Raw genomic sequence first — 24,771 nt, forward strand, 5'->3', positions numbered from 1 at the left:
CCGGAAGCCAGATGGGCGGCGGACACCACCGGGCCGATGGGCAGCTCGGCGTTTTTTTCTGTCTTGTCCGTCACATCCAGTCTCCAGAACGATTGATCAAAAGCATCCGGCACATGCAGCCCGTTTGGATTGCATGTGCCGGTTTGTTTTTCAAGTTAAGACGCCTTAGTGCGCCCTGGAGCAGAACGCAAGCCGCGCTAGCGTCCCTGCATTGCTTCCGGGAGCCACAGCGCCAATCCCGGGAACGCGACAATCAGCACGACGGCCACGATCATCAGCAGGAAAAACGGCAGGGCCATCTTGGCGACCTTGAAGATGTTGTGCCCGGTCATGCCTTGAAGGACGAACAGGTTGAAGCCCACCGGCGGTGTGATCTGGCTCATTTCCACGACCAGAACCAGGTAGATGCCGAACCAGATCAGGTCCATGCCGGCCTGCTCTACCATCGGCAGGATCACAGAAGTGGTCAGCACCACAACCGAAATGCCGTCCAGGAAGCAGCCAAGCACCACGAAAAACAGTGTCAGGGCGATCAGGAGCGCATAGGGCGACAGGTTCATGGCGCCGATCCAGGCGGCCAGCTCACGCGGGATACCGGTATAGCCCATGGCAACCGTCAGGAAGGCGGCCCCGGCCAGGATGAACGCGATCATGCAGGATGTGCGCGTTGCCCCCATGAGCGCTTCGGAAAAGCTTTTCCGATTGAGCGTGCCACTGAACCAGGACAGCAGCAGGGACAACATCACACCGATTGCCGCAGCTTCGGTCGGAGAAGCAAGCCCGGCATAAATGGAGCCGATAATGCCGACAATCAGGCCAATGACCGGCAACAGACGCAGGGTTGCGCGCAACTTCTCCCCGAAGGGCATAGCCTCTTCTTGCACGGGCATTTTCGACCGGTTCAACAGAGCCCAGATGGCAACGTAGCCCATGAACAGCACACAGAGCATCGCCCCCGGCAGAACGCCAGCCATGAAAAGTCGCGCGATCGACTGCTCGGTGGCCGCACCATAGACGATCAGGATGATCGAGGGCGGGATCAGAAGGCCCAGCGTACCTGACCCGGCCAGCGTACCGATGGCGATGCGCTCGTCATAGCCGCGCTGCTTGAGCTCCGGCAGAGACATTCGCCCGATCGTCGCCGTGGTCGCAGCGGATGAGCCCGAGACAGCGGCAAAGATGCCACAACCGAGAATATTCACGTGCAGAAGACGGCCCGGCAGGCTGCGCATCCACGGCGACAGGCCTGCAAACATGTCCTCCGACAGGCGCGAACGGAACAGGATCTCACCCATCCAGATGAACATAGGCAGGGCGGTCAGGTCCCAGGAGTTTGCAGCCCCCCAGACCGTGGTGGCCATGACAGGCCCGGCCGGCACGGACACCAGCGCCATCATGGCGGCAAGCGCGACGGCAAACAGTGCGACAGCAACCCAGATACCGGTGGCAAGTGCAGCCAGCATGCCGAGACCGAGGAAGAATGCGATCATCGAGAGGTCCATCATTCTTTCCCCTCAATCAGATCTGCCTTGACGGCTGTTTCAAAACTCGGAGCCCGGCCTGTCAGGGAGACGATCAGGTCATCCAGCAAGGAGATGCTGAACACCAGCAACCCCAGTGTCATGACACTTTGCGGGTAAACCAGCGGAACGGGAACGACACCGTAGGAGGTTTCGTTATAGGTGTAGCTGTCGAGCGCCAGCAGTGCGGCGTTCCAGGTGAAAAACGCAGCCAATGCAAAGGCGATCGCGATCACCCAGATATTGAGCAGCCGCGCAGCGCCTGGCGGCACGGCCTGAAGCAACATGGAAACGCGAATGTGGTCATTGTTGCGAAGCGTTCCTGCCAGCGCCAGAAAGGAAGCACCGACCAGAAGAAAGCCGGCAAACTCCGCAAGCGACGGCACTTGAAATCGAAGCGGCTCAAGCCCGAGTTGAATGAGTGCCCAGTCGGCGATGCGACCCAGCACCTGGAGCGCCACGAGCGTGGCAATGACAAGCAGACAACACGCGGCCAGGACCGTCGCCATCTGATAGAGAATATTCAAAGCCTTTCGCATCGGCTTCCCCCACCGGTAAGAGCAAGTTGAATTTGTAGTTGATCGTTCGACCGGATCGCAATTGCCTGACGGCAGGGCGGCGCAACTTCCCGATAGGCCACGAGGGCGTTTGCCGGAATTCCGGCACCTGATGGACAAGCTCTTCAAGGAGCGGCGGAAAGCACTCCAAAGATGTCCGTTTCGCGCGCGATCCCACTTCCGCCGTCAAACAGCTCACTCCAGACACACTTGCTCTGGTCAGCTGATAAGAAGACGCCGGGCACGTTGGCCCGGCGTCGATGTTTTAGTTCTTGTAGGCTTCGAGGATGGCGGCACCTTCTTCGCCGGCCTGCTCCTGCCATTCGGCGGCCATGGTCTCGCCGATGCCGGCAAGATCCTTGATCAGCTGGCTGGAGGGCTGGACAACGGTGATGCCATTGTCGGACAGCACCTTGGTCTTTGTCTTGGTCTCGACCTTGGAAGCTTCCCAGCCGCGCTTTTCAGCAACGCCTGCGGCTTCCATGACAGCAGCTTTTTCAGCATCGCTCAGGGCATCAAAGGCACCCTTGTTCACGATCACCATGTTTTTCGGCAGCCATGCCTGCGTATCGTGATAGTGGCTGACAAAGTCCCAGGCCTTGGAATTCGCGCCGGTGGAGGGCGAGGTGATCATGGCATCGACGCGGCCGGTCGAGAAGGCCGTCGGAATGTCCGGAGCTTCGATCTGCGCTGTGACACCGCCAGCCAGAATGGCCAGGCGTTCGGTCGCCGCGTTGTAGGCGCGGATCTTCAGACCGCTCATGTCGCCGATTTCGGTGACTTCCTTCTGGGCGTAGATGCCCTGGGGCGGCCACGGCACCGCATAAAGCAGTTGCAGACCCTGTTCGGCGAGCTTTTCTTCCATGGCCGGCTTGGCCGCCTGGTAGAGTTTCCAGGCCTGATCGTAAGACGGCGCCAGGAAAGGCACGGAATCAACACCGAAAACCGGGTCTTCGTTGGACAGGCGAGAGACAAGGACTTCACCGATCGGAGCCAGCCCTTTGCGAACGGCATTCTTGATTTCCGGGTGCTTGAACAGCGAGCCTGCGGAATGGATCTGGATAATCAGCGAGCCACCCGTCTTGTCCTTCACAGCGTCGGCAAAGGCGGCGATGTTCTGAGTGTGAAAATTGCCATCACCATAGGGTGTCGGCATGTCCCACTTGGTTTCGGCGGAGGCGGCGGTGAACCCGGCCAGCGTGAGAGCGGCGGCAGCGGCCAGATGAACGCCGGCACGGGTCAGGAAACGAGATTGCAGCATATTGTTCTCCTCTAGGATGCGGGTCATGCCCGTCGCGATGCTGCTCCGGGTGCGTTCTTGCCGGCACCCTGGAATGTGCATCTAGAGAAAGAGTAGACTCAAAATCCGAAAACATCAACAATTTATCGATAAATTCTTGATGTGAGCCTGAGCTCTATCCTTTCTTTCTTCTCGAGCCTGGATTGGATAGCGTTTGCGCGTCAAGGCGGGAGGCAGAAACTTGAAGCAGGGTGAAACCGGGCAATTGCAGACCGGATGGCGGTGGGAAACCCTTGTGTTGCTGCTCATTCTGGTCGGTACGGTCTTGCTGAGATTTCCCGATCTTGACCGCACCAGCCTCTGGTATGATGAGGCGGTAAGCTGGGACCAATCAAAAGGCACATTCACCGAATTGCTGACGGCCGTCGCTGCGGACAATTACCCTCCCCTTCACAACATTGTTCTTTGGCTGAGCATGCCGGCTCTTGGAGACAGTGAAACTGCACTTCGTCTGCCGTCAGCCTTGCTTGGCCTTGTGGCTGTGCTGCTCATGTACCCGCTCGCCAGCATGATGGCTGGACGGTCCGCCGGACTGGCAGCGGCAGCACTTCTCGCGGTCTCGCCGTTTCACATATGGTATTCGACGGAAGCACGCATGTACGCCTTGCTTGCGGCAACGGGCCTGGCCTTCCTTCTGGCAACTCTCAAGCTCTTGCAGCGCGCCTCAGGCCGGTGGCAGGTCGCCTTGGCTGTCAGCGGCACATTGTTCCTCTACAGCCATATCTACGCCGTTCTGGGCTTCGCCGCGGTAGGTCTGGTCTGTGGCTTTTTTGCGCTGGTGGACATTTTCCGGAACAAGTCTGTCAGCGGATCGAATGCCTTCAAGGCCTGCCTTGCCATGGCTGTCAGTGCCTTGCTGTTTCTCCCCTGGTTGCTGATTCTGGCGAGCAGGGTGCGTTCCGTCGCAGAAGAAGGCTTCTGGATCGCCTATCCGGATGCCGCATTTCTGAAGGGAATGATTTTCAGCATCTCCGGTTCGCTCTTCCTGTTCTGGCTGCTCTTAGCCCTGGCCCTCGTTGGGTTGCTTCAGGTCCTGATCCAGCCGAGCCGTCACGGCCCCACACCTTTCTCATCGCGGGGGCTGCTTGTTTGCATAGCCTATGCGCTCGGACCTCCCCTTCTCGCCTATTTTTACTCCGTTCTTGTCCAGCCCATTTTATTCGACCGTTATCTGATCGCCGCATGGCCCGGCCTTTTGCTGCTTGCTGCAATCGCAGCCCAGCGCCTGCTGCCACAGATCGCACCGCTAGCGCTTGTGGCCACCGCGCTTTTGCTTTCCTTGCCGGAACTCAAATTCACCTTGCAGACGAAAATTAGGCCTGAATGGCGCCTGATTGCAGAAGATTATCAATCTCAACGAGGTCCGGATGACCGGCTTGTTCTCTACAAGGGGTTTGCCGCACCCGCACTCTCTTACTATCTGCGCACGCCCGAGGCGTTTGCAACGGTCGAGAAGTCTGACGACCTGAAGACGCTGGACCGCAAGGACAAGTGGCTCCTGATCGTACACAGCAATGACGCGGAAACCACTTCAGTGCTCAAGGCATTTAATGCGGAAGAAAGTGCCGTGGCGTCACAGCGTTTCGGCTGGGGCGCGAGCGGCTTGCGGCTGATCAAGCCTCGTTCGGCTGACTAACGCCCCCTCCCTCGAATTCAATCGGAAAAGAAGAACATCACAACGGTGCCAACCAGCGCGACGACCGTCAACACAGCAACCCCTATCAAAAGTTCCAGCAACACGCCGACCAGCGAAGCTCCAAGGAACAGCGCCAACAGACATGCAAAGACAACCATACCGAGCTCCGCATTCAGGAGACCGACGGCGGCTTCAACTCCATTGGCGAGGCGCAACAGGAATGGATCGCGGTCATTGGACCTTTTGTCGCCGGACATCACCCTCCCTCTGAGTTTCCGAATTTCGCTTTGTGTTCAACCTGATATGGCGACTGCACGGGCGATAAAAAGATCAAATAGCCCGTTATTCAGATTTTTTCATCGACATTTTATCGATAAAATGTCAGCATAAACTCACCTGCAATCAAGAAAACGCAATCCGGGACTTAATCGCACAGGCGGTTTGAACCGGCAGCATCAGAGGGAAGATCATGACAGCCAAATGGGATTTTTGGATCGACCGGGGCGGCACATTTACCGATATCGTGGGACGCGCACCGGATGGAACACTACATCCGCATAAGGTTCTTTCCGAAAACCCGGAAGCCTATCGTGATGCCGCTATCCAGGGGATTCGCGAACTGCTCGGCGTGGAAAAAGGCGCCCCTATTCCATCCGACAAGGTCGCCACTGTGAAGATGGGTACGACCGTTGCCACCAACGCCCTGCTTGAACGCAAGGGGGAGCGCACCGCCCTCTTCATCACCAAGGGCTTTCGTGATGCGCTGGAGATCGGTTACCAGGCACGGCCGCATATCTTTGCGAAAGAAATCATCAAGCCGGAACTGCTCTATGAAAGCGTTCACGAATTGCCGGAACGTGTCCGGGCGGACGGCGCGGTTGAGATTGCGCTCGACCAATCCGTTGCACGCTCGGAAATGCAGGCGGCCTGGGACAGCGGCATCCGCTCCATCGCCATCGTCCTCATGCATGCCTATGCCTTCCCGGCCCACGAGCAATCCCTGAAGGCAATCGCGGAGGATATCGGCTTCCCGCAGATCTCCGTCTCCCACGAGGTCTCGCCTTTGATGAAACTGGTCGGTCGCGGGGACACGACCGTGGTCGACGCCTACCTCTCGCCGATCCTGCGCCGCTATGTGAACCAGGTTCAGGAGGAACTCGGGGCAGGCCCGCGACTGATGTTCATGCAGTCCTCGGGCGGACTGACGGCAGCCGATCTTTTCCAGGGCAAGGACGCGATCCTGTCCGGTCCGGCCGGCGGTGTCGTCGGTGCAGTTGAGACCTCCCGCATGGCCGGCTACGAAAAGATTATCGGTTTCGACATGGGCGGGACGTCTACCGATGTCTGCCATTATGACGGCGACTATGAGCGCGCCTTCGAAACGGAGGTCGCCGGTGTGCGCATGCGCGCGCCGATGATGATGATCCACACGGTGGCCGCTGGTGGCGGCTCCATCCTTCACTACGCCGACGGCCGGTTTCAGGTCGGTCCGGATTCCGCTGGCGCCAACCCGGGCCCGTCCTGTTATCGCCGGGGAGGCCCGCTGACGGTGACCGATGCCAACCTGATGACCGGCAAACTCGTTCCGGAATTCTTCCCCAAAATCTTCGGTCCCAACCAGGATGAGGCGCTGGACGGCGAAGTTGTTCGCAAACGCTTTACCGATCTCGCCATGCGCATCGGTGACGGCCGCACGCCGGAAGAAGTCGCTGACGGTTTCCTGAAGATCGCCGTTGAAAACATGGCCAACGCGATCAAGAAGATCTCGGTTCAGCGTGGCTATGATGTGACCGAATATGCACTGACATGCTTTGGCGGCGCGGGTGGCCAGACCGGCTGCCGTGTGGCTGACAGCCTGGGCATGAAGACCGTGATCCTGCATCCGTTCTCAGGCATCTTGTCGGCTTATGGCATGGGTCTCGCGGACATTCGGGCCGACCGCCAGAAAGCCGTTGTCAAAACCCTCACCGAAGAGCTGCTGCCTGAGCTGGGAGCCTTGCGGGACGACCTGGCGGTGCAAACGGAAGCCGAGCTTGAAAAACAAGCCATTTCCGCTGATGAGCGTCGCACATCTGCGATCGTGCACCTGCGGTATGACGGCACCGACACGCCGCTTCCGGTTCCGCTCGGGTCGGTCGCGGACATGCGCGAAGCCTTCGAAGACGCCCACAAGAAACAATTTGGCTTTGCCTATGACAACAAGCCTGTTGTCGTTGAAGCGCTTGAAGTGGAGACCGCAGGTGGTGGCGCCGGTCTGACCGAACCGGACCTGTCGCTGATCTCCCAGGACCCGGCGGCGGCCACCTCGACCAGCGTCTATTCCGACGGCGGTTGGCACAAGGCAGGTGTCTTCAAGCGCGAAAGCCTCAAGCCCGGCATGAAGGTCACCGGTCCGGCCGTGATCATCGAGCCGCACGCGACCATTGCCGTTGAAGATGGCTGGCAGGCAGAAATCAACGCCAAAGACCATGTGATCCTGAAGCGCATTGTGCCGCTGAAGCGCGCGGAAGCCATCGGCACCCATGCCGACCCGGTCATGCTGGAAGTGTTCAACAACCTGTTCATGTCGATTGCAGAACAGATGGGCGTGACACTTCAGAACACGGCCTATTCGGTCAACATCAAGGAACGTCTCGACTTTTCCTGTGCGGTCTTCGACGCGAGCGGCGCGCTTGTCGCCAACGCCCCGCACATGCCGGTGCATCTGGGCTCCATGGACCGCTCGGTTGAAACCGTGATCAAGCTGAACAAGGGCAAGATCAAGCCGGGAGACGTTTTCGCTCTGAACGCGCCCTATAACGGCGGCACTCACCTGCCCGACATCACCGTGGTCTCGCCCGTCTTCGACGACGACGGCAAGGAAATCCTCTTCTGGTCTGCATCCCGTGGGCACCATGCCGATGTCGGTGGATCCGCACCGGGCTCAATGACACCGCGCGCGACAAACGTGGATGAAGAGGGCGTCCTCTTCGACAATTTCAAGATTGTCGATCAGGGACGGTTCTGCGAGCAGGAACTGGTTGAACTTCTGACCAACCACCCCTACCCGGCCCGAAACCCGCACCAGAATGTCGCCGACCTTTCCGCCCAGATCGCGGCGAATGAGAAAGGCATTCAGGAACTGCGCAAGATGGTCGCCCATTTTGGTCTCGATGTGGTCCAGGCCTATATGGGTCACGTCCAGGACAATGCGGAAGAAAGCGTGCGGCGGGTCATCGAAGCCTTGAAGGATTCCGAATACGAATATCCGACCGACCAGGGCTCGGTGATCAAGGTCAAGATTACCGTCGACAAGGACAAGCGCGAGGCAACCGTCGACTTCACCGGCACATCGGGCGTGAAGCCGAACAACTTCAATGCGCCGGAACCTGTGACACGGGCCGCAATCCTCTACTGCTTCCGTGTCATGGTAGACGGCGACATTCCGATGAATGCCGGTTGCCTCAAGCCGATCAACATCATCATCCCGCAGGACTGCATGCTGCGTCCCTCCTACCCGGCAGCTGTCGTTGCCGGCAATGTGGAGACGTCCCAGCATGTTACCAATGCCGTCTTCGCCGCACTTGGCGCCATGGCCAACGCACAAGGGACGATGAACAACCTGACCTTCGGCAACGACACCTATCAGTACTATGAAACCATCTGTTCCGGTTCTCCGGCCGGTCCGGGTTTCAACGGCACCGATGGGGTTCACACCCACATGACCAACTCCCGCCTGACGGACCCAGAAGTTCTGGAGTTCCGCTTTCCGGTGCTCCTGGAAGACTTCCATATTCGCAAAGGGTCCGGCGGCAAAGGGCGCTGGTCAGCCGGCGACGGTACGCGGCGGACGCTGCGCTTCCTGGAAAAGATGGACTGTGCGATTCTCGCATCTCACCGCACCGTTTCCCCCAAAGGGCTCGATGGCGGCAGCGACGGCGAGCTCGGACGCACCGAGGTCCGCAGGCTCGACGGCAAGGTTGAAAAGCTTGAAGGCTGCGACCAGACCATTCTGGAGGCTGGTGAAGCCGTTACCGTCATCACACCGACCGCAGGTGGCTGGGGAACGGCATAGGTTTCAAAGACATCTGAGAACAGTCAAAGCCGCGCCTCGTGCGCGGCTTTTCTTTTCGCGTCAAGAGGAGACGGCTCGTGTCAGCACACAATCGCTCCGCGACCCGCCATACCTTGCCCTCACATTGGGCAGAACGCTTTGCTTGATAGTCAATATGGACCAAGCAGAATGGACATTCGAATTTCTACCTAGAATAGAAAATCATCCTTTGCTCGTTGAAAAATTAACCGACTCTTCAACTTTAAGTAGGTTAATTCTAGAAGAATTACGTAACGTCTTCAGCAACCTGACTATTTATGCGGGCATCAAAAATGATTGCTTCAAATCCGATTTCATCCTCAGTCGCGGCCAAAATTCTGTCGCTGGTCGGCTTTTTGTGCCTGGGCCTGGCGCTCGTTTCGATCGTTGCCATCTTCCAGATGAACCAGATCGGCAAGGAGCTGGCAAACATTGCGGAGAAGGACATTCCCCTCACCGAAGCCATCAGCCACGTCACAAATCACCAGCTTGAACAGGCAGCTCTTGTCGAGCGGATCATGCGCCTGTCCGGTCTCCGCTCCGAAAAGGAAGAAGCCGCCCTTGTCCCGCTGAAGGCGACACTCAGGAAGCTGGAAGATCAGGTCGCCGAGGAGATCCTCAAGGCTGAAGAGCTCGCGGAAAAAGCTCTCCTGAATTCCGACACCGAAGTCGAGCAGGTTGAATTCACGATGGCGCTCGAACAACTGAAGCGGATCGAGCAGGAATATGCACAGTACAAGTCCCACCTGGATGAGATCATGGACCTGATTGAGCGCGGCGATTTCGCATCCGCAAATTCACTGCTCGTTCAGCTGGAAGAGGAGCAGCAGAAGCTAGACCGCGAATTGATTGCTCTTCTGGAGGAAATCGAGCACTTCACCCTAACAGCTGCTCTTACCGCTGAATCCCATGAAAAACAGGCCTTGCAGCAGATCACTTTCACGGCGATTGCAACCTTTGTGTTCTGTATCGGCGGATCGACACTGTTTGCACGTTTTGTGATTTCAAGACCGCTGAACCAGGTAACGGACGGGCTGCTTGAACTGGCGCAGGGCAACACTGATGTCGAGGTCCATGTCCGGTCAAAAGATGAAATCGGAAAAGTCGCGCGTGCATTTGAAACCTTTCGAGACAACACGATTGAAATGAAGCGGTTGCAGGAACAGGCGCGAGAAGAAGAGAAACAGGCCGAAATTGATAGACGAGAGACGCGTCTCAGACTGGCTGACGAACTGGAAAAACTGCTCATGACCAGCTGCAACGCAGTCATCTCGGCGGTGAAAGACCTGGAAACCGGTGCCGACCAGCTTGCCCGCAACAGCCACGAAACCATTGAACGGTCCCACACGGTCGCCGCGGCGGCGGAACAGGCAAGCACTTGCGTGCAGTCCGTCGCTTCCGCCTCCGAAGAGCTGGCCAGTTCCATCCAGGAAATCAGCCGGCAGGTGACCCTTGCCAACACATCGACCACACAGACGTCGGAACAGGCTGAAGACACCGGCAACACGGTCAGCGATTTGTCCGCGTCAGCGGAGGAAATCAACGAAGTTCTGAAACTGATCAGCGATATCGCGGCCCAGACCAATCTGCTTGCACTGAATGCAACCATCGAGGCGGCACGAGCGGGAGAGGCCGGCAAGGGGTTCGCGGTGGTTGCCTCGGAGGTGAAGGCTCTTGCCACACAGACCGGTCAGGCCACCGATCAGATCGGCACGCAATTAAGCGGCGTTCAATCGGGTGCCACAAGCTGCTCTCACTCGATTCTCACCGTGGTCAAATCCATGGCCGACATGCGGGATCAGATCTCGGGCATTGCCTCTGCCATTGAAGAACAGAACGCGGTCACGTCCGAAATTGCCAAAAATGCCAGCGAAGTCGCTCTGGGCAGTCAGGACATTTCGTCAAATATCGCTGCAGTGAACGAGGCCGCGCAGGTTTCGGGCGACAAGGTCGGAGACGTGGTGCGCCGTGTCCAGGAAGTCTCGACGCAGATCGGCACCATCCGGGATGGTTTGAGCGACTTTTTGGGGCACCTGCGCGCGGCTTGAAATGAAATTTGGATCGTCATGTGTCGCAAGCATTCAAAATGGCGCGTCTGTGTCATGCTATTCTGATGAAATACATGTCTGTTCTGACGCTGGGATGCGACGTCGCGCGCGATTTTCCGCAACGGAAGTCACCAACGAAAAATTGCATAATAAAATGATACCAACTATTTATTCTTGAATTTCAACAAAACAGGCGATTTTTTCGACCCGTTAATTGTCGCTCAAGCCAACTCCAAGTAAGACTCGAAGTAGACTTGGCATTTATCGGGTTGGGCACGCGACAGATCTATGTTTCCGCTGCAGACGAAAAAGCAGGAAGAAACGGCGCAAGAGCTGGACAGAATGCTGAACAGCCACCGCAATTGGGTCTACCGGCTGAACAAGACCCTGATCTGCGGCCTTGATCCGACAAATGAAATGATCGCCACTGATGCGCATGTCCATTGCGCTTTCGGTCACTGGCTGGAAAACAAGGCACAGCACCTCGATATCGATGATCAAACGCTTGGCAATCTGGTCAAGCGGCATAAGAAAGTGCACGATCTGGCGCGCGAAATGGTCCTGACCGTTCAAGGCGGCACGACCATCAACGAGGCCCTTTACGACGATTTTCTCGCCTCTTCAGAGCAATTCGTCGGCCTCATCGAATCCGCCTACGACGCCCTCGTTGCCTCGATCAATGCAACCGATCCGCTGACCGGCGCGGAAAACCGGTCCTTGATGTCCGTCCGCCTGGAAGAACGCAGACACCTGTCCACCAACAAGGGCAGTCAGGCCTGGATCCTCATGGTTGACCTCGATCACTTCAAGTCGGTGAACGATGAACATGGTCACGAGATAGGAGACCAGGTCCTCAAAGGATTTTCGGCCCTGGTAAGGGATCACATTAGAGGAGATGATCTTTTCTTCCGCTACGGCGGAGAGGAATTTCTTCTTTGCATAAGCGGCGTCAGTGCGGAGACCGTTGCCGGCGTTGCCGAACGGCTGCGAAAAGCCAGTTCAGACAAGACCTATGAGGTCCGGAACAATGGCTATATTTCTGTGACCGCGTCATTCGGCATAGCCGACATGACCGCGCACAGGGACATCGGCGACGCTATCAACGCCGCGGATCTTGCCATGTATGCCGCCAAGAAGGCAGGCCGGAACCGGGTGGTGTTTGACAGCGTCGGGTCGGCAGCCACCTGACCGGCCGACCCGCCCTGTTTCGGGCGCACTTCCAGGTCAGCTAATCCAGCAAACGCGCGACAATCGGTGCAAGATCAGCATCTTGTCCGGCATGGAATTCAAGCGTCATTTCATGCAAGACAGGGCGTCGAAGCGGCTTGGCAGGCGCGTTCTGGATATGCAAAACGCCCGCATCCACAAGCATCGCCACATCCTTGCGGCCCACGCTCAATCCGTGCGCCAGAACCCGGTCCAACCTGACAGGCTCGCGTTTCGGATTGAGAATCCTGAGCAGCGCCGCGCACCTCATGTCTCTTGCCAGTCCCCCGCAGCGTTTGGTCAGGGAAAAGCCTGCCTTCTGCGGCCCAAGTCCGCCCTCTCCCGATTTTGGCAGTCGCGCAATGCGCTCTGCATATTCCGGATCGTTGGATTGCATCGCGGCAAAATCGGCTTGCCGAACACGGCCAACGGGCTTGCGTTCAAAGACGGTGCGGTTCCACGACTTGTTGCAGGAGGTGCAGCTGTAAATCAGCCATGCGTCGAGACGATTGCCGTTGGCATTGACCCGAAACTTGCCGGTGGATTCGAAGGGTCTGGTGCATTTGCAACGTCCGCAAGGACGAAGAATTGAGGGGGCCTCGGAGCGGTGAACCGTCCACTCGGCATTGATGATCAAGGACATTCCGTTGGTCTTCCTGATAGGAAGTCCGTCAACGGGCTGTCGGGACGGTGCGGCGCGCATGCCCGATCGGATGCAGCTCGATCAGGCCGGAAAATTGCTAGGGTGGAGTATCGGAAAGATCAGATACGGTTTGGCCATGCCATACCGGTCCCGATCCGCCACCATGACGAACAAGTCAATTCGTGCATTCAGAGAATGCAGGGCGAGATCGAAGACCGGTCAGAGCGTAGGCAAAACAAATGTCCTCAAGAAATTGGTGCTTTGACCTAAACCCACAGGATATTCAACGCAAGGTACGAGAGCCCGGTTTCATCAACGCGCGGCCAATTCACATTTCAGGTGTTGCGCGCTTGCAAGGCCAACGCAACCAGCGTCGGTCGCAGATCTTCCGGTCCCGCCAGCCTTTCCGAGAACCAGAGCCTTTCAACACGATCTCCGGCTGCAAGATCCAGCCCCTCAGGATCAAGGCAGGCAAGACGCCAATTGGCGTCCTCTGCGCGCAACAGTACTTGGGCGTAAAGCTTGATCGCGTCCTTGTGATCCTCGTTCATGTGGGCAACGGCCGATGCCTCCAGGGACGACCACGCCGGCAGGTCCTCGACAAGGGTTAATAGATCCTGCCGTTCGAGTTCAAAGGCCTTGCCGAAACCGCCATTCAAACTGGCCCGGGTCAGCTCGAGCCTGAAAAAGGCAAAATCGCCGAAGTCGACATAGAGTTCCGCTTTTGGGTGGCGCGACAGATAGCGCCGTCGCAACCGGTCATGCTCTTCGCTTTCGCGCAGAATAGGTCTGGCTGAACAAAAAAGGCTTGCTCTGGGGTGAGCGAGCGGGTCGCCCTTGCCGGGCTCGCCGACAAGCAACGAGCAATCAGGATTTTCGCGAATAGCCGCAGTGTGGCCGGACAATGTACTGGCAAGAAGCACCGGTGTTCCGTCAAGATCAGTGGCGAGAGAGACGCGGCTTGCAAGCGGATGTCCGGACCCGGCCTCAAGGGCTGCCAAGGCGCCGAAGCGCGCTGTGCGAATGAGCCCCTTTGCCAGGAGACGTGCCTTGTCGTCTGTCGGCCGGATGACCGACTTCTGATCTTTGTTTTCATCATCCGAATTCGACACACATGTCTCCGGTCTTGTTTCGGCAGGTCGGTCTGGAAACAGCTTTGTCAAAGACGACGTCTGCCCACAAGAGAATTCTGAACCCAGGATGAACGGCCATCTCAGAGCCCGTTCAGGGCGCGCGTGCAATCTTCTCACCATCAGTCACGGCATCACCAAAAAGGTGCAGCCCATTGGAGTAACCCGATGAAAACCGCAAGCAAACGCCTCATCGCAGCCGCGCTGTCCGGCGCCCTCCTTCTTCCGACTGTCGCGACTGCAGAAGCAGGACCGCGTCACGGCTGGAACGATCGTGGGGGCATCACCACCATCACCGCAAACACGGCAAGCATCGCCGCCACAAGAACAACGACAATCTCGGCGCAGCCGTTGCCGCCGGTGTGATCGGTCTCGCAGCAGGTGCCATTCTGCTGGGCGCAACAAGCCGGCCAAGCTATGCCGGCCCGCCGCCGGTAAACCACTACCCGCCGGCGCCTTACCCGGGACACGTCCATGGACCCGTCGGATATCAGCCCTGGAGCCCGGCCTGGTACCAGTATTGCTCTTCAAAATACCGGTCCTTCAATCCGTCCACCGGCACCTACACGACCTATCGCGGCGTGCAGAAATTCTGCCAGTAAGGTCTCAAACAACCAGGATTGGAGCAAATCGCGAATAACCGGACTCGGTTTGCGCTGCCTGAAATCAAGGATTTCAACGCAAAAACCGAGGATCGTTGGATCTTATAAAACGCGACACACCTTAAGCCCCGTAAACTTGTGGCGGCAAGCACTCGACCAGCCGAACTGGTCCCCGCTTGCCGCCGTTTTTTTGTTCAATCGGCCATCGTTTCAATGGACGCAAAGCCTTCCGGAGCGGTCCCGGCATCGAAAGGCGAAACGACCTCAATCACCTTCTCGGGATAAAACCCGTTGAACCGTGTTCGCAGAGACAGGCTGTAGGCTCCAATGTGACCGATCTCGATCCAGTCGCCCGTATCGATGGTTTCAGGAAGCCAGAACGGCCGCGACAGTATATCGACGCTGTCGCACGTTGCCCCGCAAACCTTGAACGGCACGATCTTGTCAGCCTGGCCGGCACGGGTCTTGCGTGCTGGGTCGGGAATAAAGCGAGCCGGCAACGTTATCTTGCCTGTCCAGCTGTCCGAAAGCGATGCCCAGATCCCATCATTTATGTAAAGCCTCCGCCCCTTTTTTAACAACACCCGAACAATCAGCGAGATTGACCTTGCAACAATGACACGCCCAGGCTCCGCGACCAACGGAAGTTCGTCAAATTGCCATTCCTCAATGTCATTTTTTAGCTGCCCCATCAATTCTTCAAGCGAAGGCATCTCGCGGACTTTCCGGCGCGGGTCGTGACCGTATTCGGCCGGAAACCCGCCGCCAACATCGAGTTCCACGATCGGCACACCCGCGCGTGATCTGATCCAGTCCGCCGAAGCAAGAGCCCGTTCGTAAGTTTCCGGTTCCTCGATCTGGCTGCCGACGTGGAAACACAGGCCGCATTTGAAGCCGATCCGGTGAATGCGCTGCAGCAGTTCAACAGCATGTCCCGGCGCCGCACCAAACTTCTTGGAAAGTTCGTAAGCAGCATGTCCCTTGGTTGCGATGCGCACAAAAAGTGTGATCTTGCCCGGATCGACGTCGAGAGCCCGAACGATACGCAGAATCTTGGCGACTTCGTCTTCATGGTCGAGCGAAAGAGCTCGAATCCGGTAATTCTCAAGCGCAAGCCGTATGTCAGACTGCGCTTTAATCGGATGCATGTAGAGCATTTCCGCACTTGGGGCCGCTTCGCGCACCGCCGCGAATTCAGCTGGCGATGCGACATCAAAACAGTTGATCCCTGCTTTTGCCAGCGCTTTTAGAACAAATGGCTCACCGTTAGTCTTTACAGCGTAGGCCGTCTTACCGGGAAACAGGCTCTGAAACTGCCGCGCATCCTGGTTTAACACCTCGGGGCGAAAGCAATAGACCGGCTGATCTGGTCTGAGTTCTAGGGCAGCCTCAACAGCTGTTTCAAAACGTTCCATGAGCAGCCTCACCTTTTGGCGTCAGTACGTTATGGGAACAACCTTCATGAAGAATTGCAAGGAGAAGTGATTTATTGGCAGATGATGTAAGTGCAGTCTTGCCCGTGACAGCCGATATCGAGGTGCAGATGAGTTTTGTGGTTGGGGTCTGCGTCTGGTCCCAGCACCGTTGTGAAGCGTCTGCATGCTGCCGCGTGAACTTCCTGTAGGAACCGCCCCTTGGACGTGTCACTGCCCCAATCCTCCGCTACGGATGCTTCACTACCGTCCGCAAACACAAAATGCGTAACGTCGAGCGCGTTGCCAAGCGCATGTTCTGAAAGTTTTCCGTCAGGTAGATTGTTGCGCCTTCTGCATTGGTAGCCTGGCCCACTTCCGATGACGCTAAGTGAACTGGCAACGTGCTCTCGAGCAGCTGGCATGACATCTTGAAGAAGCCAATCTGAAACAGTTTGCGCAAACATGCATGAAACAAGCGCGGGTTTGGGAAAACGTGCTTCTCCCTCAGCTTTCACACCATACAAACTGACTGGATTGCCAATTCCGCATGCTTCATCATCAAGAAGGTCTCCCTCCGCTCCACCTGAGACAGGTCTGCTACGCACAAAAACAGCGCCGCTGATTTCGCAGCTGGCTGCTGCAAGGGCACCCTTTGGAACCGTCCGAACGGAATCCTCGGAAGTCACCGGCTTGTTTCTCGGAACATCACTTCTTGCCGGAGCGGGTTCATCCGGCCTGTCGTTCACAGGTTTTGGTACTGGTATCGTGTCCTGGGCAAAAACCGGTGCGATCAAGCACATAAAGAATGGCAAAATGATCGGTCGGCTCAGCCCCAAATGCCACATCCACACACTCCCTGGACCATCTCTCGCCTGGCTCATGATTGAATATCTCACAGACCAGGTCTATCGTTGCCTGATCCATTTCAAGGAAAATTCTCGTGACGCTTGAACTCTATTTGGCCTACGTGGTTGCAACGCTCGTGGTCTTGGCCATTCCCGGCCCGACGATCATGCTGGTGGTCAGCTACGCGCTCACCCAGGGCCGAAAGTCCGCATTTGCGAGCGTTATGGGCGTCGGCCTTGGTGATGCAACGGCCGCAGTAGCATCTCTTTTGGGACTGGGAGCCGTTCTTGCAACATCGGCAACCGCATTCAGTCTGCTCAAATGGATCGGCGCCGCCTACCTGATCTGGCTGGGAATCAAGATGTGGCGGACGCCATCTCAGGCTCTGAGCCCGCAAAAGGTCGCGGACGTGCCAATTAGAAAGATCTTCTGGCATGCCTACGTTGTGACGGCCCTTAATCCGAAGGGGATCATCTTTTTCATGGCATTCTTGCCGCACTTCATCGCCCCTCAGGCTGCCGTTGTCCCACAGCTATTCCTGCTTGGCACAACCTTCGTCATACTCGGCATTCTCAACGCTGCTGTCTACGCATTTGCGGCAGCTGCACTTGGGCAGAAACTGCGCAGCCCATCGCTGATGAGATTGGTCAACAGAGTTGGCGGTACTTTCTTGATTTCCGCGGCAGCCATGACGGCGACCCTGCAAAAGACGAGCGGTTAGTAAATCAGCGACTGGAAGCGAAGGGGATATTCTTCTTCGCAGGCTCGACTTCGTCCGCAGTTTTGTCTGCAGTGGTTTTCAATCCGAAGACGCCACCAGACTGCTTGAGAGTTTCAAGCGACCTGATGGCCCCTGCCTCGCTCAAAGCCGAATATCTCTGTATTGCCGCGTTCAGTTCAAGGCCTCCCATGCGAAGCCGGCGGGCTCTCATGGTGAGTATGTCCTTATAGGCCTCGGAGGTGACACCATTCGCCTTGCAAAGAATGATCAACGGCTTGTCACTCGCACTGAACAGCAACTGCGACACGGCAGCTGGTGGCAAATCACTAACCCGCGCCAGTAACATGCCCAGTTCGGCCGTACGGTCAGATCTTGCGAACAGCGTAATCGCATCGTCAATTTTGGTCTTCTTGTTGACCACATCCTTGATAAGCGCGTTGGATTGTTCCCGCGCCTCTTCAAGTTTATGCGCGCGCGCTGCAACTTCGGTTGCTGCCCGTTCCGCCAGCAACTGGACCAGCGTGCTATCAGCGCCGAGCGAGCTTATCCGTTCCTTTAGTTCCTCTGTCAAAAACGGCAACAAGGCATGCGCAGCCTCCTCCGGAAGGTCTGAGCGTCCCACAAGTGCGGCCTGAATACTCTCGTTCGAGCGGGCCTTCTCGACGAGTTTCAAAAAGGACCCGTCCTCGAACTCTGCGCCCTTGTTCTCCGCAACCTTGCTCAGCACCTCAGAATCGCCGCGGTCAACCAGAACGGTCGTAACTGCTTTGTCTACGACCTGGCGCCCAGCGATCGCACCCAAGTGTTTCATGGAGGCGGAAGAAGCAATCGCCACCAGATCTTCAGACGTTAGGGCAGGAGAATTCTCCAGAACCGGCTCAGCCACCGAGATGGTATCCTGGGCCAGCTTGACCATTAGGTCACGTGGCGCGGCGCGTTCACCGCACACTCTTTTGGCGAGGATAATCCGAGTTTCCTCTTCCAGCTGCCCCAGCACCTTCAGAACGATGTCGCCGAACAGCAAGCTGATCTGTTCGTCACGGTCGTCTCCCGACCCCACGAACATATCCGTCAGCGCACCGATCAGGCTCTTGCGACCTGAGGTGCTGGGATCCCTCGCCAAATCGGCAAGTTTTGCAAGACTGATCATCGACACTCCGACACGCTGAACGCGTTACCAAAAACCTAGCAGCAGCCTCTTAACATTAACCTACTTCATTTCGGGCACATATCCGCTGAAGTTGCGGATGAGGGGTGACGTTCCGCACGCCCTTGCAGGGCTCAGATGCTGCCCCATGCGCCGCCCCCTTAGCCGGTGAAAAAATGTCGCACAATCGCAAAAGCGCGAACCGTTTACGATCAATGCCTTACTTAACAATTCCTCAAAAAAAACAACCTGTGAGTGCATTTTCACGCTGCAACGCAACATCTTTTTCGCTTCGTTTCCCCGAAAGCCTGGCATAGTATCGTCCGGTCAGACAGTGGTGATCGGGAGTGAAAAGATGACTCTTGCACGGAACCTGAACTTCATTGCCTTTTTGGCAGCGTTCGCATTTTTGGCAGCAATCGTAGTCGGCGTAATCTGAACCGACGAACGGGACTAAAAAATGTCGGGAAAAGTCTACAACCGATAGGCTTCTAATAACTGGTATCAACTAAAAATACTGTTAAACGGAGCTGGTCCAGACGCTTGCATTGTGTGCCCGCTTGGGCCTCTTCCTTGCTGGCGTAGCCCGCCCGGGAGTATTTGCAGCACAACACTCGCCAGTGGTCTCGAGACGCTCAGCTTCACCACCTTCGATCACAACCTAATTTGCTTTTGCAACCATGCCCTTTCAGCAGGAAGGCCGAGACGCCAATCGTCCCGACCCAATTGCCATCTATGCCGCCAAGCTCAGCGCTTGCGCTAGTGCTACCTCACGCTTCGTCGGGTCAATCATCAGTTGATCTGCTGCGACAAAGGTAACGTCGGAAATACCTATGAATCCAAGCACATGCTTTAGGTATGAGCCGGCAAAATCAATTTCCGAGCCAAGTTTCGTTCCTCCAGAAGCTACAAGTACATAGGCCTTCTTGCCACTTAAAAGCCCAACTGGCCCCTTATCCGTATAGAGGAATGTTTCTTTTGCCCTGGCAACAAGATCGATCCATGCCTTGAGCGCTGCAGGAACTGAAAAATTATAGATCGGGGCACCGATAACTATCGTGTCTGCTGCTCGTAATTCACCGACAAGTGTATCCGACAATGCCAGTTTCATCCTTTGCTCAGCTTGTCTTTCATTCGGATCGGTGAAATTTGCTCCAATCCAGTCTTCGTCAAGAAAGGGAAGGCCCTGGGAAACATCACGGCTGATTACTTTGGCATCGGGTGCATTTTCAAGTAGGCGAGTCACCAGAGTGTCGGACAGTTCTCGCGTCACCGACCCGGACTTGCGAGCTGAGGCATTGATCTGAAGGATCGTATCTACCGAGGTCATCAATTTATCTCCAGTCGTGTCAAACGGTGGCTATTAGATTGTTTAAATATTGGAGATATTAGAGACTAAATTGAAAAACTAGCTTCAATTTGGTGAACAGTATGTTTCTTCGCCAATCAGAGATTGGCTTGTGGGTGACCCCGGTTCGATCGGCCGGATTCATAGATCTGCGACCCCATCCGGATATTGGGTGGGTTACGCGGATTGTTCCACCAGTCTCCGGACGTGTCGAGGTTTTCTCCCTTCGCAAACTTCTTCCAGGCGTTGTAGAAGCCTCCCCCCATCACGGAGATCTCTTCATCCACACCGGCCGCGCGCATGGTCAGCCCGAAGTGAAACGAAGCAATATCCCTGAAGTCCTCGACAAATTCGTGGCCGCTGTTTCCGACCTTGCCGTTATAGCTTCGCTGCAGGTCCTGCTGTCCTCCTACCCTGAAGATCTCAATTATCTTTTCATATTTGTCTGAACTGGTCAGCCGATACTGACGCAACCGCCGTCCGACTGAAATAGAATCCGCAACAGAATAACTTGCAGGTACAATGTATGGAGTGTTTGTTCGTGGATTTATGATAAAATTACCGGAAGAATCCGTCAGGTGTTTCGCAGGAATTTGCCTCCCTTTTCCATCCTTGACGTAAAATATGTTTTTGGACATCTGACTTCCATCTTAAAAAAGCACATTGTTTCAACACCAGCCTCTGACCACGACAAAATCCGGGTGCACTCTGCTTACGTCCAAAGAACAGCTTTCGGAGAGATGGTCATAACCTTCCTTATTAAGAAGAAAGTGAATGTCGGCGAGTTCTCCGGAACTGTTCCTTACAAGTAATGTTTCATAATTATACTGATAGAAGGGTTGCTCTCCCCACCTCATCACATCGGAATTGATCGTTCCCGCCGCAACAAGGTTTTGAACTCTGAAATAGTCTATGACTTCAATTTCAAAATCGATCAGCCAGGCACAAAGAAATGCCGCCAGAACAATGGCGGCCGGAATGAATTTTGTCTTGATCAGTAAGACGACTGCAAATATCAGCAGAGCAAGAAAAAAGACTGCATAGGGAAATATTATTAGAACACTGAAATAATCATAATGAACCATGTAATCAAAAATGGATTGCGATAAAAACACACCCAGAAAAATGACTAAGTAAGCAAAAATACGAAAAATTCTCGCAGAACGGTTGGTCGCTGCGTCCGACGTCATTCCGAAATTCCCTCTGTGACCCTTGTGACAAATAGCAATCTGAAAAGCATGACAATCTAGGCATGTTTCCATTTTGTTCTCAAGTTCTTTCAATCAAAATTTGCACAGTCGACGCTGGAAGAACCCGGTCTCCGGACGTCCCCTGCAGCTTTGTCAGGATCCAACGAAGCCAGTCGTTAACTTGTCGCCACGGCCCGGTCTTCGGAAATTGTAAGGTGTTGACGGTTTCAGACTGCCCCCTCCTACAGTCCGAACAATCTCGGGTCACGTCCTGCCGCAAAGATCAGTTGTTCCGCCAGGGCGGGCGCACTTTCAATGAGGGCGGCTTGCAATCTGAGGTCGGGTTGTTTCAGGTCGAAGGGATTGTGGTCGCGTGTTTGGTTTGAAAGCTTGGCCGCCTCAAGTCGTTCTTTGGTCTGCGACTGCTCCTGACGATTTCCTCGCCCCGACAGGCCCGACTGAACGGCGCTTTCACTTGCGGAGAAGATCGCCGGCAATACCGCGTTCGCTCCCGGTAAAAGAGGCAAATGCGATAGCGGATATCTGGAAGCGCCCCGCCCGGATTTCGCTTGCGGCGCCGGGCCGTCTGGACCTGAACCTGAAGACCCGGGCTTTTCCCTGGGTACAGGTGTTGCCTCGATGTTCAACGAACCGACACCATGCGTATCAAATATGCTTGGCGAAGTTGACGTTCTTTTGTCACCCGCAAGCAGATTCTGAAGATCTGCATCAGCCTCGGTGCGTCCGACAAATTGTTCCAGAACCTCAGACGGCGGTGAATAGGCGTCCCCGATCCGTCGCTCGACAAAGGCCAGTTTTTGTCCGTACTGGCTGTCGGTTGCATATCCGCCGCGTTTGCCGTAGCGCAGTCCCTCGACCGCCTCTTCAAAGCTGTTTCCAGACATCGCCTCAGGCCAGCGAGCAGAGACAGTCTTCACCCAGTCTTTCAGGCTTTCTTCCAAGCTGTTGTACTTGCGGAACCTGTCACGGATGTTGACACGATTTCCATTTTCCTCCTCCCAGGTCTGAAATTCTTGAACCTGTCCTGTCCAGGACCGCCCCGCTTTGATACCGAAATAGTTGTGCCCCTTGACAGATCGTCCGTAGCCGGTTTCTACTGAGGATTGTGCTGCGGCTAAACGCGCCTGCGGATCCGCCAACCCGATATTCCTTGCCGCAATATAGATGCGGCGAGAAAAGTCATTAACTTTGGACCCCATGAAAAAAGTTTTCCTTTTGGCTTTTATGCTAGCAACTCCTGCGGCTGCACAGGAGAATTACTGCCCGGAACCTGAGATTCCGTATACATTTACAATGTTCGAAGATGTCTTACTGATTAACCGGGCGTATCACCGGGCCTTCTGTCAGCAGGTTGATGGACCCAGGTACGAGTGCCTGGAAAAGTGGCCTGGAGACACGAACCCAAGCGTCTACACGGTTCGCGCTGAACGCCTGGAGACCGGCGAACTTTCGTTTTCCCCGCCCCTCTCTGCGGAAAATGAAGACCCCATGGTTGTGCCGAAGTGCGAATAGGAAGCGGATCGGTTGGACGCGGCCGCCTCCCTGCGGTGGCAACTCATTCTCTCTTGATCATTTAGTCGTTGGGACTTCCCTGGACTTCGCTCTCTGTTAGGGATCAGTGGTGCGGCGCTAGACCTCGCCTTTGTCAGCAGCTGGACACTGATTTCACAGCCTGAACAGACCGGGGTCTCGTCCGGCTGACACGATCAGCCGCCGGGCTTGGGCGGGATTGCGTTCCAGCAGATCCGACTGCCTCTTGAGGTCAGGATTTCCGGTTTCGAACGGGTTGCCGTCTCCTCCGGTCTCGGTGAACCCGTCAAGACTGTCTTCCGCAAAAGCCCGGTCGTGAATGAACGCCAGAAGTTTGACCGCAGTTGGATCGGATACCTGTTGCAGGCCGTTTTCATCCGCTTGCGTCAGAGCGCCCTTTCCGACAGATCAACCCCCGCAGACTTGAGCCCGGTCAACGCCCTGTCCGCCCTGGCAACCAGGTTCTGGTATCCGTCACTTCCTTCCCCGCCATACTCCCGGACAAGCGACTCATGGGCCCGATGAACGGCCTCGGCCTGGGCAGCAGTCGCCGCGCTTGCCGCATCTTGTTGTTCGGCATGGTGATCGGACATCTTGTTGAGCCAGCAATCATGCAGTTTTTGTGCGGCAGAGGGTGGAAGACCAGCCTCTTTGAACCAGCCGCCGACCTCTTCGGCGAAGGCTTGGTCATAGGGGAAAGTCTCCGGCAGCTTGAACTGATAGCCGTCTTTCGGTGTCCAGCGCGAAGCCAGTTTCCCGAAGAATGTCTCTATTTCGTCAGGGCTTGCCGCCTCACCCGGCAGTGTAACGAAAGGCTCTTGTTGCCCGTCCTCACCATGAAGACGCTCAGACATGTTCGCCGCGTTGCCTAAGCTGTTTTCTCCGGCCGATCGGTGCTGGTCTTCAACGAAAACTCCAGGGATATCCTCTGATCCGGTACCGGTTCTGGAAAAGGTGGCGTCTTCACGCTGATTGCCTGCCAAGTCATTCATCCTCAAAAGTCCTCATCGGTTTCATAGTCTGGCATCGTCTCGAGCCGCGCAGCCTGCTGAAGCGCGGCATGTTCCTCCGGTGAGATCCGGATCATGGCAAGGATGCGGGCATAAAGCGCTTTCCGTCCGTCCAGATAACCGCTGGCACGGGCACTTAGGTCCGCGGGAGGCGCCTGGTAAATCCCACATTCAGCAGCAAGATCTGCCAGGACGAGTTCGCCTTCAGCACATAAAAAAACGGACCTGTAGGCCCGTTCGATAGCAGCAGGTCTGTCCTTGCGCCGAACAGCCACTCGTTTAAGGCTGTGCCACATCGGTTCCGCCTTCTTCCTGTTGTAGGGTTTGCAGGATCGGTGCTCCGTCCTTGGCCATGCGCGCCATGCTCTCCCCTGCCGCAAGCTGTTGTTGCTGCGTTGCCTTCTCTTCGCGTTCTGCTCGCAGGGCGTCTACTTCGCCGGGCTTGCGTTTCAGCTTTGCCGGCAGCCCCAGAGCCCGGCGCGTCAGGTCGTATTCCTAGTCGCGATCATGCAGATCAAGTATCGACGGGTCCGCAGCGGCGGCCACCCCAAGATACTCCTGGAATCCCATGATTGCTTCAAAATGGCCAGCCTCGCGCATCTGGTCGATCGGGGCAGTCGAGGTCAGCGTGACATCGCCCTCCAGCGCCGTGTCTGGAGGCTCGAGCGGAGAACCTTCGGCGAAAGCGCCGCGACGCCCCAATATGCCGATCTCCCGCTCGAACAGGTTTTCGTTGCCGGCCAGAATATTGGTCGAGAAGGGGCCGATCATGTCGGCCATTGCCTTCCAGCAGCGTTTGCCAGAGATCGCCATAAAGACCGACCCGCAG

The 24,771-nt window shown here is 56.2% G+C and carries 21 protein-coding genes and 1 pseudogene; 6 read left to right on the forward strand and 16 right to left on the reverse strand.

Features of this window, described 5'->3' with window-relative positions; genetic code table 11:
• Positions 1 to 197: 197 nt before the first annotated feature.
• The 3 genes from CHH27_RS11530 to CHH27_RS11540 form a co-directional block, all read right to left on the reverse strand.
• Positions 198 to 1,502 carry a TRAP transporter large permease gene (locus CHH27_RS11530; RefSeq protein WP_094071715.1) on the reverse strand — a complete coding sequence of 435 codons (1,305 nt, stop codon included), beginning with the start codon at positions 1,500 to 1,502 and terminating at the stop codon, positions 198 to 200.
• The gene (locus CHH27_RS11535; protein WP_094071716.1) at positions 1,502 to 2,059 is read right to left on the reverse strand and encodes a TRAP transporter small permease; all 558 of its coding nucleotides are present in this window, start codon (positions 2,057 to 2,059) and stop codon (positions 1,502 to 1,504) included. The genes CHH27_RS11530 and CHH27_RS11535 overlap by 1 nt, the downstream gene beginning before the upstream one ends.
• 283 nt (positions 2,060 to 2,342) lie before the next feature.
• Positions 2,343 to 3,338, reverse strand: a complete 996-nt coding sequence (locus tag CHH27_RS11540) for a TRAP transporter substrate-binding protein (protein ID WP_094074688.1) — start codon at positions 3,336 to 3,338, stop codon at positions 2,343 to 2,345.
• 220 nt (positions 3,339 to 3,558) lie between these two features.
• Between CHH27_RS11540 and CHH27_RS11545 the strand changes: the two genes are divergently transcribed.
• Entirely contained in the window at positions 3,559 to 5,013 is a 1,455-nt protein-coding gene (locus CHH27_RS11545; protein WP_157738874.1) for a glycosyltransferase family 39 protein, read from the forward strand.
• A 17-nt stretch (positions 5,014 to 5,030) separates the two neighbouring features.
• Here CHH27_RS11545 and CHH27_RS11550 read toward each other — a convergent pair whose 3' ends face one another.
• Positions 5,031 to 5,270: a hypothetical protein gene (locus CHH27_RS11550; RefSeq protein WP_157738875.1), complete on the reverse strand. Its 240-nt coding sequence runs from the start codon at positions 5,268 to 5,270 to the stop codon at positions 5,031 to 5,033.
• A 212-nt stretch (positions 5,271 to 5,482) separates the two neighbouring features.
• On the opposite strand from CHH27_RS11550, the gene CHH27_RS11555 reads away from it, so the two are divergent.
• The 3 genes from CHH27_RS11555 to CHH27_RS11565 all read left to right on the forward strand — a co-directional run bounded on the left by CHH27_RS11555 (position 5,483) and on the right by CHH27_RS11565 (position 12,321).
• Complete coding sequence (locus tag CHH27_RS11555) at positions 5,483 to 9,067, forward strand: hydantoinase B/oxoprolinase family protein (protein WP_094071719.1); 3,585 nt, start codon at positions 5,483 to 5,485, stop codon at positions 9,065 to 9,067.
• A gap of 311 nt (positions 9,068 to 9,378) precedes the next feature.
• Complete coding sequence (locus tag CHH27_RS11560; RefSeq protein ID WP_094071720.1) at positions 9,379 to 11,133, forward strand: methyl-accepting chemotaxis protein; 1,755 nt, start codon at positions 9,379 to 9,381, stop codon at positions 11,131 to 11,133.
• 342 nt (positions 11,134 to 11,475) lie between these two features.
• Positions 11,476 to 12,321, forward strand: coding sequence for a diguanylate cyclase (locus CHH27_RS11565; RefSeq protein ID WP_198338404.1), 846 nt, complete (start codon positions 11,476 to 11,478; stop codon positions 12,319 to 12,321).
• Positions 12,322 to 12,361: 40 nt separating this feature from the next.
• Here CHH27_RS11565 and CHH27_RS11570 read toward each other — a convergent pair whose 3' ends face one another.
• Both CHH27_RS11570 and CHH27_RS11575 read right to left on the reverse strand, forming a co-directional pair.
• Positions 12,362 to 12,982, reverse strand: coding sequence for a DUF1062 domain-containing protein (locus tag CHH27_RS11570; RefSeq protein ID WP_094071722.1), 621 nt, complete (start codon positions 12,980 to 12,982; stop codon positions 12,362 to 12,364).
• Positions 12,983 to 13,317: 335 nt separating this feature from the next.
• Positions 13,318 to 14,094: a HugZ family protein gene (locus tag CHH27_RS11575; protein ID WP_247646215.1), complete on the reverse strand. Its 777-nt coding sequence runs from the start codon at positions 14,092 to 14,094 to the stop codon at positions 13,318 to 13,320.
• A 186-nt stretch (positions 14,095 to 14,280) separates the two neighbouring features.
• Between CHH27_RS11575 and CHH27_RS11580 the strand changes: the two are divergent.
• Positions 14,281 to 14,714 (forward strand): annotated as a pseudogene (locus CHH27_RS11580) (BA14K family protein).
• A 194-nt stretch (positions 14,715 to 14,908) separates the two neighbouring features.
• Here the strand turns inward: CHH27_RS11580 and CHH27_RS11585 are convergent.
• Positions 14,909 to 16,129, reverse strand: coding sequence for an alanine racemase (locus tag CHH27_RS11585; RefSeq protein ID WP_094071724.1), 1,221 nt, complete (start codon positions 16,127 to 16,129; stop codon positions 14,909 to 14,911).
• A 71-nt stretch (positions 16,130 to 16,200) separates the two neighbouring features.
• On the reverse strand, positions 16,201 to 17,010 hold the full coding sequence (locus CHH27_RS11590) for an extensin family protein (protein ID WP_157738876.1): 810 nt from the start codon (positions 17,008 to 17,010) through the stop codon (positions 16,201 to 16,203).
• A 59-nt stretch (positions 17,011 to 17,069) separates the two neighbouring features.
• Between CHH27_RS11590 and CHH27_RS11595 the strand changes: the two genes are divergently transcribed.
• Complete coding sequence (locus tag CHH27_RS11595) at positions 17,070 to 17,696, forward strand: LysE family translocator (RefSeq protein WP_094071726.1); 627 nt, start codon at positions 17,070 to 17,072, stop codon at positions 17,694 to 17,696.
• Between the two features lie 4 nt (positions 17,697 to 17,700).
• Here the strand turns inward: CHH27_RS11595 and CHH27_RS11600 are convergent, their stop codons facing one another.
• The 8 genes from CHH27_RS11600 to CHH27_RS28315 all read right to left on the reverse strand — a co-directional run bounded on the left by CHH27_RS11600 (position 17,701) and on the right by CHH27_RS28315 (position 24,722).
• Positions 17,701 to 18,846 (reverse strand): DUF2336 domain-containing protein, encoded by a 1,146-nt coding sequence (locus tag CHH27_RS11600; protein ID WP_094071727.1) that lies wholly within the window; start codon positions 18,844 to 18,846, stop codon positions 17,701 to 17,703.
• Positions 18,847 to 19,576: 730 nt separating this feature from the next.
• On the reverse strand, positions 19,577 to 20,173 hold the full coding sequence (locus CHH27_RS11605; RefSeq protein ID WP_094071728.1) for an FMN-dependent NADH-azoreductase: 597 nt from the start codon (positions 20,171 to 20,173) through the stop codon (positions 19,577 to 19,579).
• 116 nt (positions 20,174 to 20,289) lie between these two features.
• A complete protein-coding gene (locus tag CHH27_RS11610) occupies positions 20,290 to 20,829 on the reverse strand; it encodes a hypothetical protein (RefSeq protein WP_157738877.1) in 540 nt (179 codons plus the stop codon).
• Positions 20,830 to 20,859: 30 nt separating this feature from the next.
• Positions 20,860 to 21,381 carry a hypothetical protein gene (locus tag CHH27_RS11615; protein WP_094071730.1) on the reverse strand — a complete coding sequence of 174 codons (522 nt, stop codon included), beginning with the start codon at positions 21,379 to 21,381 and terminating at the stop codon, positions 20,860 to 20,862.
• 242 nt (positions 21,382 to 21,623) lie between these two features.
• Positions 21,624 to 22,601 carry a glycoside hydrolase family 73 protein gene (locus CHH27_RS11620; protein ID WP_094071731.1) on the reverse strand — a complete coding sequence of 326 codons (978 nt, stop codon included), beginning with the start codon at positions 22,599 to 22,601 and terminating at the stop codon, positions 21,624 to 21,626.
• Between the two features lie 717 nt (positions 22,602 to 23,318).
• Positions 23,319 to 23,786: a hypothetical protein gene (locus tag CHH27_RS11630; RefSeq protein WP_208988830.1), complete on the reverse strand. Its 468-nt coding sequence runs from the start codon at positions 23,784 to 23,786 to the stop codon at positions 23,319 to 23,321.
• Between the two features lie 140 nt (positions 23,787 to 23,926).
• Complete coding sequence (locus CHH27_RS11635; protein ID WP_157738878.1) at positions 23,927 to 24,238, reverse strand: hypothetical protein; 312 nt, start codon at positions 24,236 to 24,238, stop codon at positions 23,927 to 23,929.
• 199 nt (positions 24,239 to 24,437) lie between these two features.
• Complete coding sequence (locus CHH27_RS28315; RefSeq protein ID WP_247646364.1) at positions 24,438 to 24,722, reverse strand: hypothetical protein; 285 nt, start codon at positions 24,720 to 24,722, stop codon at positions 24,438 to 24,440.
• Positions 24,723 to 24,771 lie beyond the last annotated feature (49 nt).

It is taken from the genome of Labrenzia sp. VG12 (assembly GCF_002237595.1).
In the GTDB taxonomy this organism is placed as follows: Bacteria; Pseudomonadota; Alphaproteobacteria; order Rhizobiales; family Stappiaceae; genus Roseibium.

Excerpts from the sequence above, each read along its gene's own strand:
- CHH27_RS11530 (WP_094071715.1), bottom strand. The coding sequence starts at position 1,502 with ATGGACCTCTCGATGATCGCATTCTTCCTCGGTCTCGGCATGCTGGCT.
- CHH27_RS11535 (WP_094071716.1), bottom strand. The coding sequence starts at position 2,059 with ATGCGAAAGGCTTTGAATATTCTCTATCAGATGGCGACGGTCCTGGCC.
- CHH27_RS11540 (WP_094074688.1), bottom strand. The coding sequence starts at position 3,338 with ATGCTGCAATCTCGTTTCCTGACCCGTGCCGGCGTTCATCTGGCCGCT.
- CHH27_RS11550 (WP_157738875.1), bottom strand. The coding sequence starts at position 5,270 with ATGTCCGGCGACAAAAGGTCCAATGACCGCGATCCATTCCTGTTGCGC.
- CHH27_RS11555 (WP_094071719.1), top strand. The coding sequence starts at position 5,483 with ATGACAGCCAAATGGGATTTTTGGATCGACCGGGGCGGCACATTTACC.
- CHH27_RS11560 (WP_094071720.1), top strand. The coding sequence starts at position 9,379 with ATGATTGCTTCAAATCCGATTTCATCCTCAGTCGCGGCCAAAATTCTG.
- CHH27_RS11565 (WP_198338404.1), top strand. The coding sequence starts at position 11,476 with ATGCTGAACAGCCACCGCAATTGGGTCTACCGGCTGAACAAGACCCTG.
- CHH27_RS11570 (WP_094071722.1), bottom strand. The coding sequence starts at position 12,982 with ATGTCCTTGATCATCAATGCCGAGTGGACGGTTCACCGCTCCGAGGCC.
- CHH27_RS11585 (WP_094071724.1), bottom strand. The coding sequence starts at position 16,129 with ATGGAACGTTTTGAAACAGCTGTTGAGGCTGCCCTAGAACTCAGACCA.
- CHH27_RS11590 (WP_157738876.1), bottom strand. The coding sequence starts at position 17,010 with ATGAGCCAGGCGAGAGATGGTCCAGGGAGTGTGTGGATGTGGCATTTG.
- CHH27_RS11600 (WP_094071727.1), bottom strand. The coding sequence starts at position 18,846 with ATGATCAGTCTTGCAAAACTTGCCGATTTGGCGAGGGATCCCAGCACC.
- CHH27_RS11605 (WP_094071728.1), bottom strand. The coding sequence starts at position 20,173 with ATGACCTCGGTAGATACGATCCTTCAGATCAATGCCTCAGCTCGCAAG.
- CHH27_RS11610 (WP_157738877.1), bottom strand. The coding sequence starts at position 20,829 with ATGTCCAAAAACATATTTTACGTCAAGGATGGAAAAGGGAGGCAAATT.
- CHH27_RS11615 (WP_094071730.1), bottom strand. The coding sequence starts at position 21,381 with ATGACGTCGGACGCAGCGACCAACCGTTCTGCGAGAATTTTTCGTATT.
- CHH27_RS11620 (WP_094071731.1), bottom strand. The coding sequence starts at position 22,601 with ATGGGGTCCAAAGTTAATGACTTTTCTCGCCGCATCTATATTGCGGCA.
- CHH27_RS11630 (WP_208988830.1), bottom strand. The coding sequence starts at position 23,786 with ATGTCTGAGCGTCTTCATGGTGAGGACGGGCAACAAGAGCCTTTCGTT.
- CHH27_RS11635 (WP_157738878.1), bottom strand. The coding sequence starts at position 24,238 with ATGTGGCACAGCCTTAAACGAGTGGCTGTTCGGCGCAAGGACAGACCT.
- CHH27_RS28315 (WP_247646364.1), bottom strand. The coding sequence starts at position 24,722 with ATGGCCGACATGATCGGCCCCTTCTCGACCAATATTCTGGCCGGCAAC.